Genomic DNA, 13008 nt, shown 5'->3' on the forward strand with positions numbered 1-13008 from the left:
ATCTGTGGTGACCCGTCATGTTAGACATTGTGCTGTATCAGCCTGAGATCCCACCCAACACGGGCAATATCATTCGTTTATGTGCCAATAGTGGCTTTGCGCTGCATCTGATAGAACCGCTGGGTTTCGCGTGGGATGACAAGCGGATCCGCCGGGCCGGCCTGGACTATCATGAGTTTGCCGACGTCAGACGTCATGCGTCACTGGACGCTTATCTGGCGGCCTGTCAGCCGGGCAGAGTATTTGCCTGTACCACCAAAGGCAAAGCATTCCACAGTGACGTGCAGTATCAACGCGGGGATGCGCTGTTATTTGGCCCTGAAACCAAAGGCCTGCCGAACGAGATCATTGAGTCACTGCCTGCCCAGCAGCGAGTGCGCATTCCGATGCGGCCGGACAGCCGGAGCATGAACCTGTCAAATGCAGTATCGGTGTTTGTGTATGAAAGCTGGCGTCAGCTGGGATTTGAAGGGGCAAGATAACGAAGCTGACGCGTTGATAACGTCAGCATCGTGATTACGCAGTTTCGCTTTTCAGATCTCTGCCAAGTAGTGCGAGTGCTGCATCCTTTGGCGCTTTGCCATGGTACAGCACATCATAGATCTGCTCGCAGATAGGCATTTCCACACCCAGCCGCTGCGACAAAATATGCACTTCCTCGGTATTGCGGTAGCCTTCTACAACCTGACCAATTTCTGTCATTGCGTCGTCTACCGATTTGCCCTGGCCCAGTGCCAGACCGAAACGCCGGTTACGTGACTGATTGTCGGTACAGGTCAGCACCAGATCGCCGAGCCCTGCCATACCCATAAAGGTTTCAGGCTGAGCACCGAGCTTCACACCGAGTCGGGTTAATTCAGCCAGACCGCGGGTGATAAGCGCCGTACGGGCGTTAGCACCGAATCCCAGTCCGTCAGCCAGACCGGCGCCAATGGCGATGACATTTTTGACCGCACCGCCAAGCTGCACGCCGGTGAAATCAGGGTTTTTATACACCCGGAAAGAACGTGCACAATGCAGTTTCGCGGCAAACTCATCGCTCAGTGCCTCGTCGGTAGACGACAGCGAAATAGCGGTGGGTAAGCCCTGCACCATTTCTTTGGCGAACGTGGGGCCGGACAGTACAGCGAGAGGGTATTTATCGCCCAGCACATCCAGCGCAACATCACGCAGCAGCCGTCCGGTACCCGGCTCGAGTCCCTTGGTGGCCCAGATGATTCTGTGTGAATCGTCCAGCAGCGGCTTCAGGGCTTCAAGCATGGCCTTAAACGCGTGGCTGGGTACCACAACGAGAATGTCCCGGCTGGCTGCAACCGCAGCTGCCAGGTCGGGCTCTACGCTCAGTTGTTCAGGAAACGGTGCGCCAGGCAGATAACGTTCGTTCTCACGCTTGTCGGCAAGGCTTTGCATGTGCGCCGCATCGCGACCCCATATGCGGGTTGGTACGCCATTGCGGGCCAGACAAAACGCCAGGGCAGTGCCATACGACCCTGCCCCTAATACCGAGACAGCCTGTGTATCGGGCTTCACGTTAATCAGGCGTCCAGCTGTTGTGGTTGCTCACCATCCTGAGCCTGCTGAGCACGGCGTTGCAGGTAGGCTGCAAAGATGGCATCGAAGTTAACCGGCGCCAGGTTCAGTGCCGGGAAAGTACCACGGTTGACCAGGTTCGAGATGGTTTCGCGGGCATACGGGAACAGTACATTCGGGCAGAATGCGCCCAGCGTATGAGCTTTGTTTGGCTCTGGCATATCACCGATAGCAAAGATGCCGGCCTGCTCAACTTCACACAGAAACGCGGTCTCTTCGCCCATCGTCGCGGTGACTGTGACAGACAGCACAACTTCGTACAGCCCTTCGTCAATTTTGCTGGTTTTGGTGTCCAGATCCAGCTTCACTTCCGGCTTCCATTCTTTCATGAAAATAGCCGGTGAATTTGGCGATTCAAATGAAATGTCTTTGGTGTAAATACGCTGAATGTTCAGTTGAGGACCCTGACCCTGTGCCGCGTCAGCGTTGGTGTTTTGATTTTGTTCAGACATGATAAATCCTAATCTTCGTTATAATTATTTAGCGCTGCCTGCCGTTAGCCGGCCAGCAGGGCATCGAGCTTTTGCTGTCGCTCCAGTGCCATAAGGTCATCGCAACCGCCAATATGCTGGTTGTTGATGAAAATTTGTGGCACCGTCCATCCGCCATTTGCGCGCTCAATCATTTCATCGCGCAGGGCTTGCTCACGATCAATGGCGTACTCTTTAAACTCTACGCCTTTTTCGGTCAGCAGCGCTTTCGCTCGAATACAGAACGGGCAATACGCTTTGGTATACATTTCTACCTGAGTCGTCACAGCAAATTCCTATTTTGAAACCGGTAAGCCGGCACCTTGCCAGGCGTTCATGCCGCCTTTCAGTACTCTGACATCGGCAAAGCCAGCTTTTGACAATGACGCAGCAGTACCACGTGCAGAGTTACCCATCGCACACACTACGATAATGGGTTTGTCTTTCTGGTTTTCAAGCTTGGCGAAGTTGCCTTCACGGAGCTCCTCCGGTTTAAGCTGTCGTGCGCCCAGAATATGACCGGCACGAAACTCTTTTACCTGGCGTGTATCCAGCACCACCGCGTCCTGCTTGTTCATCAGCAACGTGGCTTCATGGGTACCGACTTCTTTCACCGGCGATGTCAGGCCACTGATGTAGCTGTATACCAGCATGACCACCAGGGCTACCCAGATACCTGCCAGTAGCATGTTATTGCTGGCGAACTCGATGAGTTGCTCCATTACTTCTACCCTTCGACAAATTGACCGTAAAAAAGAGTGCAAAGTATACGGAAAATTGGCGCAGAAACCAGCCTGCAACATTAACTGTGGCTAACCGGTTGTTGGGATTGGGAAATTGAACTGGGCATTGCGGATTGGCTCGGATAAACTGAAGGGAATTTCAGCAACATCGGGACGTCAGGACATGGCATTGCCACTCGGGCAGCAGGACATGGATGCAAAGCAGCACGCACTGATTGCATACATACTGATGATATTGGGACTGTTTACCGGACTGCTTTGGTTCGCAGGCGGCATATGGGCAATCATCAAGCAGTCTGACGCGGCGCACACACGCTTTGCTGACCACTACGAAAATCTGGTGAAAACCTTTGTCATTGGCTTTGTGCTGTCGGTTGTCGGCGGCATTCTGACCATCGTCCTGGTAGGCTGGCTGATCCTGGCAGGGGTGTTCATCTGGAGTGCCTTTAAACTGGTGAAAGGCATGGTCAGGCTCAGTGCTGATCAGGCTTACCGGCAATGAGGGAAGCGGGCTGATGCGGTACTGGCTGGTTTCAGGCGTTATTGCGTTTTTGCTGGTTATCACACCGGCAGGCATGGCGCAGGAAGAACAGGAACAGCTTGAAGCACTGCAGGCAGAGCTGAAGGCCCGACAGCAGGCGCTGGCGGACAATCAGGCCAGTGCCGAAGAACTCGCACAGGTGCTGAAAGCGTCAGAGCTGGAAATTGGACGGGTAGCCAGTGCCTTGTCACAAACCCGTGATGCCTTGCAGCAGAATCAGCGCGAGCAGGCGCGCCTTAAGGCTGAACAGCGCGCACTGCGCGAGTCCATTATTCAGCAGCAGTCGCTGCTGGCAAGTCAGTTGCGCAGTGCGTTTATGGCCGGGCACTACGACTACGCCAAAATGCTTTTTTATCAGGAAGATGCCCGCAAGTTCGAGCGCGTTCTGACCTACTACCAGTACCTTTCCAAAGCCCGTCAGGAGGCCATTGGTGTATTTCGTGATGATGTCGCGAAACTCGAGCAGGTTAACCTTCAGCTTGATGAGAAGGCCAGTGAACTCACTGCACTGCTAAAACAGCAGGAAAATCAGCGCGCTAATTTGGAAGCAAGGCAGCAGGACCGTCAGCTCACCCTGGTAAAGCTGAATAAACAGATCGCCTCAGAAAGCGCCCGTATTGCACAACTTCAGGCCGATGAACGCGCGTTGGTTCAGGCCATTGAGGAAGCGCAGCGACGCTCTCGCAGCGAAAATATCACGCTGTCAGGATTAAGCGGTGTGAAAGGGAAGTTGTCAGTGCCGGCTGACGGCAGAGTCCGGCAGTTATTCGGTACCCGCCGTCAGGGACAGATTCGCTGGAAAGGCATCATCATTGAAACCAATGAAGGTAACGCGGTGAAAGCCGTGTCAGACGGACGTGTACTGTATGCCGACTGGCTACGCGGCTTTGGCCTGGTGACCATCCTTGATCACGGTGATGGTTACATGAGTGTTTACGGCCATAATCAGGCGCTGCTCAAGCAGGCCGGTGAGAATGTTGCGGTTGGTGACACCATTGCACTGGTCGGGCAGAGTGGTGGTCAGAGTTACCCGAATCTGTATTTTGAAATTCGCCACAAAGGCAAGGCACTGAATCCCAGCAAATGGCTGGCGTTGTAACTTAGTTCAGTACCCCGGTCATCATCAGTGCGTTGTAGCACCATACGCAGGTCATCACGGTGGCAAAGATACCCGCTACGGCTTTCTCATTCTGACGCTGGTTTTCCATTTTTTGCTCCATAGTGTTGCTGCCTTAACCTCGGTATCGGCAGCAACACAGGAAGCTTTAAAAACGGACCGTGATCCGGTTAGTCCAGGTTTACATGTGGCAAAAACAGACTTTGTTACCGTCCGGGTCGCGAATGTAGGCACCGTAAAAGACATTGGGGATACGCTCGCCAGGCTCACCGTCGCAGGTGGCACCCAGTGACAACGCTTTTTTATACAGTGCATCCACGTTCTCTTTCGACCCAGCGGCAATCGATACCATGTTGCCATTGCCACAGTCAGCGGCTTCCTTGTTGTACGGGACGCAGACCGCAATCATGGGCTCTTTGGGTGAACGACCAAAAAACACGATGCGATCCATGTTAATCAGGCGCTTTGCTCCCAGCTCGCCAAGCAATGACTCATAAAACGCCGTGGCTTTGGCTAAATCGGATGTTCCGAGGGTAACGTAGCTGATCATGGTTTTTCCTCTTTGGTGATAAAGTAAACGCAGCGTACTCTGATCAGGCAGAACAAATCACGCTTTTTAGTTTTTCAAACGCAATATTTCTGCCACACAGAATGATTGCCACTTTCTTTCCGGTAAGCGCCGGACTGTAGCGCTGGGCGGCTGCGATGGCCACAGCCGCAGCGCCTTCTACGATCGTTGTGTCAAACGCGACCATATCACGCAGCGCGGTTGCGATGTCGTCTTCACTGACCAGGACTTTGTCGTCAATGACCTGCTGACAAACGTCAAAAGTAATGGCTCCGTCATCAACGCCGCCGGCGGTGCCGTCGGACAGGGTGTCTGATTCAGGCACGTCGATGATCTTTCCTGCTTCCAGGCAGGCCGCCATGGCAGGGGCATTTTCGGGCCAGCAACCAATGATCCGGGTGGTCGGGCTGTGGGCTTTTAGCCAGGCACCGACGCCGCCAATCAGCCCGCCGCCACCAACCGAGATAAACACCGCATCAAGGTCAGGTAACTGCTGCAGCAGTTCTTTACCAATCGTGCCCTGGCCGGCCATCACCAGGGGATCATTATAGGGTGAGATATAGGTCATGCCATGGTCCTGAGCATAACGTGCGGCCGCCTGCTCGGCCACCAGGCAGTCACCGTCGGCATGGGTCACGCTGGCGCCAAACCCCTGGATTTTTTTCACCTTCAGTTCAGATGCGTCTTTTGGAACAAACACCCTGAGTGATACTCCGGCCTGCTGGCTGGCTTTCGCACAGGCCATACCGTGATTACCCGAACTGGCAGTGATCACACCCCGCTGCTTTTCTTCGTCTGTCAGCGCGAGAATACGCGACAGCGCGCCGCGGTATTTAAATGAGCCGGTGTGTTGTAACTGTTCGTGTTTTAAAAACACCTGCATCCCCGTTTGTTCAGACAATCGGGGGTGATAATCCAGCGGGGTTGCTACGGGGGGAGTCGGGCTTTGCTGCATGCGTTGCCAGGTCTGATTAATGTCATCAACAACAGGCATGATGCGGGCGTTTTCAGTCATAGTAGGTTCCGGTAATGCGTGATAACGTGAATCATAGACAGTGACGGCAGCCGTTCCAACGTTTGTCGCCCTGAACAACAGGTATGCTATCGCATAATTGGGTTGCTGCTAATGCTTTTAACCAGAACCAAGCCAAGGTATGCTAGAGAAGCTGCACATATCTCTGTTACCGCTCAGGCTTATCTGCAGCTTCTCTAGCACCTGACTACAAAAACAATACACAAGTAGCGTCCTGGATGGCAGAAGAACAACAACAAAAAGGGAACTCCGCTGACTGGCTGCACGTGATCATGCTGCTGCTTCTTGTTGTTTTCGCCGCGCCATTACACGCCGCCGACCTTATTCGTTCTGTCCATCGTGCCGATATCATCATCATTCTCGACGATCTTGGAAACCGTCAGACCGATTTTAATGCGCTGGGACTACCCTCCGAGGTGGTATTTTCGATTTTACCTGACACCCCCCTGGCTACCACGCTCTCACACAGGGCAAGCAAACAGGGACGCGACGTTATGCTTCATCTGCCAATGGAAGCTGTTGCGAATAATCAGTTGCTGGGGCCGCGTGCTATCCGGGCGGATATGTACCCGTCTCACATCAGCCAAACGCTGGATGCTGCGCTCGCCAGTGTGCCCACTGCCATGGGTATCAACAATCATATGGGCAGCCTGGTAACCCGTGACCGCACAATACTGCAGCCTCTGATGCAGGCGGTGCGGCAGCGCGATCTGTTTTTCGTCGACAGCCGGACCATCGCAGGCTCACTGGCGCAGCAGGTAGCGGTGGAGAATGGTGTGCCGAGTGCGCACCGGCATGTTTTTCTTGATCACGAACAAACGTTGTCGTTCATGAATGCCCAGTTCGCCAGGCTGATTGATATTGCACGACGCCGCGGTGTGGCCATTGGTATTGCCCATCCGCATGACAGCACGCTGGCTTTCCTGGCACGCCACCTGCCACAGCTGGACGCTTATGGCGTGCAGCTGATGTCTATGAGCGAGTACTTTGAAGCGCGATATGAGCATCGCGCACCAGCCCGAAACACCTCACGGCAGATCGCCGCACCACATTAAATTTATCAACTCCGATAACACAGCCGTTTATTTTCTTGTAGTGGTTGTTATAATATAACATCAATTTTTCAGGTAAGTGGCAGTCATGACTCCGGTAGAAAACCCGACAATTCTGGACAAAATAGGCATCTGGGTGTCAAGCCTGTGTGCGCTGCATTGTCTGGCGTTGCCGATGGCCATTCCGCTGCTGCCGCTGATTGGGTCTACCTTTTTTGCGCAAACCTGGTTTGAACGCACTATCCTGAGCATCTCTTTGCTGATTGGTGCGGTAGCGTTGCTGTCAGGAGCGCTGCGCTATCACGGGCGCTATTACCCGTTATTGCTGCTCTTTTCAGGAGGAGCAATTTACTGGTTTAAAGATATCTTCGGTGAGCAGTACGAGCCATTCACCATTGCCGTCGGGGCCATGTTGATTGTGGCTGGACACTGGGTGAATATGCGCTTGTGCCGGCGTTGTGTCTGCTGCCGTAATACGATCTTCGCTTCCCACATGAGTACGCAGGCAAAGTAACCTGCAGCAGGCTGGTCAGGGGTGATAGACGCTGGTCAGTGATTCATCGTTATGCAGCACCTGGCGTGCGAAGCCGGGCACATTGGTGAAAATGCCATCTACCCCCCATTGCTCCAGTTCCAGCATATCCTGTCGTCCGTCAACGGTATAAACGTAAACGTTCAGACCCGCGCGCTGTGCGTCTTTCACGTAATCCGGTGTAACGATGTCGAGCGCGATATGCAGCGTCTCTGCGTTCAGGTCGAGTGCCTCACGAATACTGTAGTCGGTATAGCTGGCGGTCAGTGCGCCAATCCTGAGGTAAGGTCGCGCCTGTTTAATGCTGCGCAGCCAGTGATGGTTAAACGAAGAAATCAACAGACGGTCTGCACTGATGCGGCTGTCGACAATCGCGTTGTCGAGCTGACCAAGCCACTGCTCAACGTTCTGAAGGTGCTTTATTTCAATATTACACCAGGTGCCCGGCGGGGCGCAGGCCAGCGTTTCGTGCAACAGCGGAATGGTTTGCCCCTGACCGGCATCAAGGTGGCGCAGGGTGCTTAACGCCGTGTCGGCAAGCCGGCCGCTGCCGTTTGTTGTGCGATGCAGATAACGGTCATGAAACACCAGTATTTCGCCTTCATGCTGGTGGGTGTCAAATTCAATCGCGTCTGCGCCCTGATGAAAGGCTTCGTGAAACGCAGAAAGCGTGTTTTCGGGATAATCCCGACAGGCTCCCCGGTGCGCAATAATTTGCATGGCCGCTACTCTTTCCTGTGAAGCTTATGCGCATTCAGCGTCTCATAAACCGACGCCGATGTAATCAGTATTCCCCCCAGCAGCGTTTTCCATCCCGGGGACTCTCCGAGTAACAGTATAGCCAGAATTACACCGTAAAACGGTTGCATACAGGCGATAAGCGAAAAGGTTTTTGCGCGCAGGTAGCGCAGGCTGGCCGCAATCATGGCGTGCGGCAGGGCGGTGAATATTGTCCCCAGCAGCACCAGCAGTCCCCAGGTGGACGCCGACGCACCGGCGACATCGTCTGACATGAAAGGGAGCACACAGAGACTGACTATCAGCGTCTGCCATGCCATTGCTTTGGCACCGCTGTAATGCGAAAAATGTTTGCGATGGAGCAGGTTTCTGAGCGAGTAGAGGATTGCCGACAGTACCCCCACCATCACGCCCAGGGTAATGTCATTGTCCAGTGATACCTCCGGCACCATCAGGGCAATGCCGGTGACCACAACAATGGCGGAAAAAAGGTCCTGCCAGACCAGCGAAATGCGCTCAAAAAAGGGCTCTAACAACACGGTGATTACCGGAAAGGTAAACATTGCAATCATGCCTACGGAGACGCTGGAGAGCTGCATGGCAGCAAAGTAGGTTATCCAGTGAACCGCCATCAGCAGCCCCAGACCAATTGCAATGGAATAGTCGCGACGTCGTGACAGGCGAAGGGTCTCGCCACTCAGTCTCAAAAAGAGAAAAAGCGCGAGACTGGCCAGAATGGAACGAAACAGCGTGATATCGGTTGCGCCAAGCGGTACTAACTGTGAAAACAGGCCCGTACCGCCAAGCAGAATTACCGTAAAGTGAAGTGAGATCAGGCTGCGTTTGACAGGATCCATTAAGCAGCCGGATCAGCCTGATGCTTTACTGCCATCGCGTCACCCAGTCGGGTTGTTTTACCCGGCGCCATGTCTTCAAACTGGATGGCATCATTCTCGAAACAGACCACAATGGTCGAGCCAAGTTTAAAGCGGCCCATTTCCTCACCTTTGCCCAGCTTGATGCTGCCTTCACTGTCTTTTTCATACTGCCAGTGCTGCACATTTTTACCGGTAGGCGGGGTTACCGTGCCGGCCCAGACTGTCTCGATGCTGGCAACAATGGTTGCACCAACAAGCACCATGGCCATCTTGCCGACAGGCGTATCAAACAACGCAACCACACGTTCGTTGCGGGCAAACAGGTCCGGAACGTTGGCCGCGGTCAGTGGATTAACCGAAAACAGTTCGCCGGGAACATACAGCATATCGGTCAGTGTTCCCTCGATGGGCATATGGATACGATGATAATCACGCGGCGCCAGATAAACGGTCGCAAATTTCCCGTTTTTAAACGGGGCCGCTACCTCGGGCTTGCCGCCAAGCAGCGAGGTCAGACTGAAGTGGTGACCTTTCGCCTGGAAAATACTGTCATGGTTAATGTCGCCAAACTGGCTGACTGTGCCATCTACAGCATGGATAAGCACATCTTTACCGTCGTCAATGTGGCGCACGTCAGGCTTAAGGGGACGGGTAAAAAATGCATTAAAGCTACGGTAGTGCTCAGGCTGCGGATACAGCGCTTCGTCCATGTTTACGTTGTACTGTTTAATGAATACTTTAATAAACCAGGTTGTCAGGCTGCCCATTTCGGCCTCAGCCAGTTTTCCCACCAGTCTGGAAAGCAGGTGTTTGGGCGTTATGTATTGCAGGTTTACTTTTAACCAGTCCAGCACGTCAGGTCTCCAATCAAGATAATGAGCGGATTGTAACGCATCTGATGCCGTCGTTTACAATTTATCTGCTTATGGCTTATATCATTTCAACTTTTTCAGATGTCGGCGCGACTATAAGGAAGACTGACGTTTGAAAAGGAACGATGCATGAAACAGAAAATGGTAATGGGATTGGCTGCGATCGCCGTCGCTGCGGTACTGAATATTGCGGCTGCAAAAACGCAAGATAACGGGGACTATATGATCCACGCCTATAAGCACTGCCAGCCAGTGGCGTCGGTGGCGATGAATCACGATCTGATCCTGGCGTATCAGGATTTGTCCGAGGCGGGCGAGTCTATGGCCGAACTGGAAGTGCCGATTGACGGTATTCAGGCAGAGCTGGCGCGCTATTCTGAGGATATCGAGCGCATCACCCGTGAGGCGGTAATCGAGCAGGGCGATCGGGTCATCATCAACAACGCACTATTGGAAGAACAGCAGCACCTTGCGCAAAAAATTGAGGCGCTGGTGGCACAGCATGAAAGTGACTTTGCTGCGCTTGAGGAGCAGGGTGAGCGCATCAGCGACATTGCCCGTGAATTTGAACAGGGCGTGGATGCCCTGCTTGACGGCGTCGATTATGACAACATCCGGATTCAGACGCCTGAGCACACGTCAGGCTGGCACTGTGACATTGCCGATGCTCAGGCAAGCGGGTAGCGCGCTGGGTTAAAATGGCTGGCTCCGGCTGGGACGCTGTTCTTCCATCGTAGCCAGAATTTTATGGTAGCTTTCAAACCGGCCACGGTTGATTTTGCCGTTATCAACAGCTTCGCGCAGCAGGCAGCCTGGATCATCAAGGTGTTTGCAGTCACGAAATTTACAGCCGCCCAGATAATCCCGAAATTCAATAAACCCCCAGGTAATCCGCTCTGGCGGCAAATGCCAGAGCGCAAACTCGCGTACTCCGGGTGAGTCAATCAGGTCACCGCCGCGGGGTAAATGCAATAACTTGGCCGCGGTGGTGGTGTGCTGGCCGAGCCCCGAATTATCTGAGATTTCACCTACTTCCTCGTCGGCGTCTGGCAGCACCCGATTCACCAGACTGGACTTTCCAACCCCCGACTGGCCGACAAAAATACTGGTGTGATGGTTCAGATAGGCATCCAGTTCTGCGATACCCTCACCGGTTTTACAACTGGTAAGCAGTACCTGATAGCCCAGTTTCTCATAGACAGAGAGCGCGTCGGAGACGGTCTGGCGTTCCGCGTCATCAAGCATTTCAACTTTGTTAAGCACAATCAGCGGTGCAATCCCAATATCCTCACAGGCAACCAGATAGCGGTCGATAATATTGAGTGACAGCGCCGGTTTCACAGAACTGACCACGACAATCTGATCGATATTGGCGGCTATTGGTTTTACACCATCATAGAAATCAGGCCGGGTGAGAACAGTATCGCGATCTTTGACCAGCTCAATCACGCCACTCACGCCACTTTCCGCGCTTTCTCCAGGACTGAACAGCACATTATCACCGCATACCACAGACTCGATAGTACGACGGATATGACAGCGAAATACCTGATGGTTTGCATCTTCCACATCGGCATGTTTGCCAAACCGTCCGACAACCCGACCGGGCTCCAGAGACGATAAATCTACGTTTTGCTGTGTGTCTGCCTGTTTACGTGCCAGCCGTTTACTCCGGTTGGCGGCGACCTGACGTTTTTGTCGTTGTGTCAGCTTGGGTTTTTTTGCCACGCTTTCTCGCTTGTTTCACGTATACTAACGCAATGATACCGTGACATCGCCGCTACTGCTACGGCGCAATCAAATAAGGAGACCGAATGTCAAAGCATGATCAGAACCTGGTGTGGATTGATATGGAGATGACCGGGCTGGATCCCGAAACCTGTGTGGTCATGGAAATTGCCACCATTGTGACTGATCCGCAGCTGAACGTGCTGGCGGAAGGTCCGGTCATTGCTATTCACCAGCCCGACAGTGTGCTGGACAATATGGATGAGTGGTGTACCCGTGTTCATGGTGAAAGCGGACTGACGCAACGTTGCCGCGAAAGCACGGTGGACGAGGCGGAAGCGGCACGCCAGACTATCGCCTTTCTCAGTAAGTATGTGGATGCCGGCAAATCGCCGCTGTGTGGCAACACGATCGGCCAGGACCGGCGTTTTATGGTTAAATATATGCCAGAGCTGGAGGCGTATTTTCATTATCGCAGTATCGATGTCAGCACGATTAAAGAGCTGGCCCGACGCTGGAAACCTGAGGTGCTTGACGGCTTTACCAAGAAGGGTGTTCACCTGGCGCTGGACGATATCAGAGAATCGATTGAAGAACTCAGATACTATCGCGAGAAAGTGTTTACTATTTAAGCGCACAATACGCCGTGCGCAAAAAAATCTGCAATTAACGGTTGCGTAGCGGCGTTTTTTTTGTAAAATGCGCACCACTTCAAACGAAGTGTCTTTTTTTGGTACGCGGGAATAGCTCAGCTGGTAGAGCACAACCTCGTCGAGAAACGATTGCCATTCTTGGCAAGGTTGACGACAGGAAAATCAACCAGCGATGTTTTCGCTCAAAAACAGAGTGCGGGAATAGCTCAGCTGGTAGAGCACAACCTTGCCAAGGTTGGGGTCGCGAGTTCGAATCTCGTTTCCCGCTCCAAATCTTCTTAATGCCGTTACGGCAGTCCTGTGCGGGAATAGCTCAGCTGGTAGAGCACAACCTTGCCAAGGTTGGGGTCGCGAGTTCGAATCTCGTTTCCCGCTCCAAATTTTCTCAATATCGTTACAACAGTCCTGTGCGGAACAGCTCAGCTGGTAGTGCACAACCTCGTCGAGAAACGATTGCCAAGGTTGGGGTCGCGACCGGATGCCGGCCACTGTT

General features: G+C 53.2%; 17 protein-coding genes and 2 tRNA genes. 9 read left to right on the forward strand and 10 right to left on the reverse strand.

The window, feature by feature from the left end:
• The first annotated feature begins 17 nt into the window (after positions 1-17).
• Positions 18-482 (forward strand): tRNA (uridine(34)/cytosine(34)/5-carboxymethylaminomethyluridine(34)-2'-O)-methyltransferase TrmL, encoded by a 465-nt coding sequence (gene trmL / locus AB1N33_RS04530; RefSeq protein WP_411270354.1) that lies wholly within the window; start codon positions 18-20, stop codon positions 480-482.
• A gap of 34 nt (positions 483-516) precedes the next feature.
• On the opposite strand, the gene gpsA is transcribed toward trmL, so the two are convergent.
• The 4 genes from gpsA to AB1N33_RS04550 are packed head-to-tail and all read right to left on the reverse strand — an operon-like array spanning position 517 to position 2782.
• Positions 517-1530: an NAD(P)H-dependent glycerol-3-phosphate dehydrogenase gene (gene gpsA, locus AB1N33_RS04535; protein ID WP_411270355.1), complete on the reverse strand. Its 1014-nt coding sequence runs from the start codon at positions 1528-1530 to the stop codon at positions 517-519.
• A 5-nt stretch (positions 1531-1535) separates the two neighbouring features.
• Entirely contained in the window at positions 1536-2042 is a 507-nt protein-coding gene (gene secB, locus AB1N33_RS04540) for a protein-export chaperone SecB (RefSeq protein ID WP_411270356.1), read from the reverse strand.
• Between the two features lie 44 nt (positions 2043-2086).
• A complete protein-coding gene (gene grxC, locus AB1N33_RS04545; RefSeq protein ID WP_411270435.1) occupies positions 2087-2329 on the reverse strand; it encodes a glutaredoxin 3 in 243 nt (80 codons plus the stop codon).
• A gap of 27 nt (positions 2330-2356) precedes the next feature.
• A complete protein-coding gene (locus tag AB1N33_RS04550) occupies positions 2357-2782 on the reverse strand; it encodes a rhodanese-like domain-containing protein (RefSeq protein ID WP_411270357.1) in 426 nt (141 codons plus the stop codon).
• Between the two features lie 115 nt (positions 2783-2897).
• Between AB1N33_RS04550 and AB1N33_RS04555 the strand changes: the two genes are divergently transcribed.
• Together AB1N33_RS04555 and AB1N33_RS04560 are read left to right on the forward strand one after the other, a co-directional pair.
• Positions 2898-3305 (forward strand): DUF4870 family protein, encoded by a 408-nt coding sequence (locus tag AB1N33_RS04555; protein WP_411270358.1) that lies wholly within the window; start codon positions 2898-2900, stop codon positions 3303-3305.
• A 73-nt stretch (positions 3306-3378) separates the two neighbouring features.
• Positions 3379-4443 (forward strand): murein hydrolase activator EnvC family protein, encoded by a 1065-nt coding sequence (locus AB1N33_RS04560; RefSeq protein WP_411270436.1) that lies wholly within the window; start codon positions 3379-3381, stop codon positions 4441-4443.
• A gap of 199 nt (positions 4444-4642) precedes the next feature.
• Here the strand turns inward: AB1N33_RS04560 and AB1N33_RS04565 are convergent, their stop codons facing one another.
• A complete protein-coding gene (locus AB1N33_RS04565) occupies positions 4643-5011 on the reverse strand; it encodes a VOC family protein (RefSeq protein ID WP_411270359.1) in 369 nt (122 codons plus the stop codon).
• 43 nt (positions 5012-5054) lie between these two features.
• Positions 5055-6044 carry a threonine/serine dehydratase gene (locus tag AB1N33_RS04570; RefSeq protein WP_411270360.1) on the reverse strand — a complete coding sequence of 330 codons (990 nt, stop codon included), beginning with the start codon at positions 6042-6044 and terminating at the stop codon, positions 5055-5057.
• 236 nt (positions 6045-6280) lie between these two features.
• Between AB1N33_RS04570 and AB1N33_RS04575 the strand changes: the two genes are divergently transcribed.
• Both AB1N33_RS04575 and AB1N33_RS04580 read left to right on the forward strand, forming a co-directional pair.
• Entirely contained in the window at positions 6281-7117 is an 837-nt protein-coding gene (locus AB1N33_RS04575; protein WP_411270361.1) for a divergent polysaccharide deacetylase family protein, read from the forward strand.
• Between the two features lie 85 nt (positions 7118-7202).
• Positions 7203-7628: a MerC domain-containing protein gene (locus tag AB1N33_RS04580; RefSeq protein ID WP_411270362.1), complete on the forward strand. Its 426-nt coding sequence runs from the start codon at positions 7203-7205 to the stop codon at positions 7626-7628.
• 15 nt (positions 7629-7643) lie between these two features.
• Here AB1N33_RS04580 and AB1N33_RS04585 read toward each other — a convergent pair whose 3' ends face one another.
• The 3 genes from AB1N33_RS04585 to asd are packed head-to-tail and all read right to left on the reverse strand — an operon-like array spanning position 7644 to position 10116.
• Entirely contained in the window at positions 7644-8366 is a 723-nt protein-coding gene (locus AB1N33_RS04585; protein ID WP_411270363.1) for a glycerophosphodiester phosphodiesterase, read from the reverse strand.
• A 5-nt stretch (positions 8367-8371) separates the two neighbouring features.
• The gene (locus AB1N33_RS04590) at positions 8372-9241 is read right to left on the reverse strand and encodes a DMT family transporter (protein WP_411270364.1); all 870 of its coding nucleotides are present in this window, start codon (positions 9239-9241) and stop codon (positions 8372-8374) included.
• Positions 9241-10116, reverse strand: coding sequence for an archaetidylserine decarboxylase (gene asd, locus AB1N33_RS04595; protein WP_411270365.1), 876 nt, complete (start codon positions 10114-10116; stop codon positions 9241-9243). The genes AB1N33_RS04590 and asd overlap by 1 nt, the downstream gene beginning before the upstream one ends.
• 147 nt (positions 10117-10263) lie before the next feature.
• Between asd and AB1N33_RS04600 the strand changes: the two genes are divergently transcribed.
• Positions 10264-10818, forward strand: a complete 555-nt coding sequence (locus AB1N33_RS04600; protein WP_411270366.1) for a hypothetical protein — start codon at positions 10264-10266, stop codon at positions 10816-10818.
• A gap of 9 nt (positions 10819-10827) precedes the next feature.
• Here the strand turns inward: AB1N33_RS04600 and rsgA are convergent, their stop codons facing one another.
• On the reverse strand, positions 10828-11862 hold the full coding sequence (gene rsgA / locus AB1N33_RS04605) for a small ribosomal subunit biogenesis GTPase RsgA (RefSeq protein ID WP_411270367.1): 1035 nt from the start codon (positions 11860-11862) through the stop codon (positions 10828-10830).
• An 86-nt stretch (positions 11863-11948) separates the two neighbouring features.
• Between rsgA and orn the strand changes: the two genes are divergently transcribed.
• The 3 genes from orn to AB1N33_RS04620 all read left to right on the forward strand — a co-directional run bounded on the left by orn (position 11949) and on the right by AB1N33_RS04620 (position 12893).
• Entirely contained in the window at positions 11949-12494 is a 546-nt protein-coding gene (gene orn / locus AB1N33_RS04610) for an oligoribonuclease (protein WP_411270368.1), read from the forward strand.
• Positions 12495-12710: 216 nt separating this feature from the next.
• Positions 12711-12786, forward strand: a tRNA-Gly gene (locus AB1N33_RS04615).
• A gap of 31 nt (positions 12787-12817) precedes the next feature.
• A tRNA-Gly gene (locus AB1N33_RS04620) sits at positions 12818-12893 on the forward strand.
• The last annotated feature ends 115 nt before the right edge of the window (positions 12894-13008 follow it).

The organism is Alteromonas nitratireducens, from assembly GCF_040812025.1.
Lineage (GTDB): Bacteria > Pseudomonadota > Gammaproteobacteria > Enterobacterales > Alteromonadaceae > Alteromonas > Alteromonas nitratireducens.